This is a genomic window from Aerococcus sp. L_32 (genome assembly GCF_050689315.1).
Genome location: NZ_JBOEQF010000774.1, coordinates 1 through 856 on the forward strand (window position 1 = coordinate 1; position 856 = coordinate 856).

Sequence of the window (856 nt, forward strand, 5' to 3'; positions counted from 1 at the left end):
AGAAGAAATTGCGCACATGATTACTAAAGCGAAACTATTGTCGCCATATGAACTGCTAATGTAGAAATATATACGGGATAAAGGATTGATAGCCGTTTTTAATGGATATCTATCCTTTTTCGATGATATAAAAAAATAAAGCCAGTAAACCATGATGAACATGATTACTGACTTTATGTCATTTTTCTAACACATATGTTTTCTAAAGAAATCAAGTTGGTCAAGGTTACAGTCTTTTGCAACACTGGATTTTTGATCAATATGAAATACATGATTTAGTTCAGAGCCATCCGGGTTACTATAGATTTTAAAGTAGACTTCATTTCCTTTAGAAATTAGAAATTGACCAAATTGGATACCAGTTTCTTTTAGGAAATCATGACTTGATGTCATGACAAAAGCGGGTGGAAAATTGGTAGTGATATATTGTTCAACCGGTAACTGAGCTTTTAGTTGATTAGTCATTTTTCCATCAAGGTAATAAGGAAAGTCATCCGCAGAACCGATATTATTACCAATGTAATAGGCACCACAATTTAAGCCAACAGCGTTAAATTGGATGTTAGGTACTGCAAAGTCAAATAATTTTTGATAATCAGGATTTGAAGCAATAGTAGCGTACTGTTGAGTAAGTTGACCACCTGCAGAATCGCCCAATAAAAATAAATTGTTTAAATCAATGTAGTATTCTTCGTTGTTTTTAATCATCCATTGTAGTACTTGATTGATATCTTCAAGTGGTGCTGGGTAAATATGGTTTGGTGCGAGACGGTAATTGAAATTAATTACCGTAAAGCCTTGCGTAGCTAAAAACATGGTGTAGAACCGGTAAAGTTCCTTATCGCCGTAAAAGAAG

Annotated in this window: 1 protein-coding gene; it reads right to left on the reverse strand. The window is 33.9% G+C overall.

Annotation, left to right across the window (positions count from 1 at the left end; all coding sequences use genetic code 11):
- Positions 1-186: 186 nt before the first annotated feature.
- Positions 187-856, reverse strand: a 670-nt coding sequence (locus ACRCJ0_RS16360; protein ID WP_431391219.1) for an alpha/beta hydrolase, incomplete at its 5' end; no start/stop codon positions are given.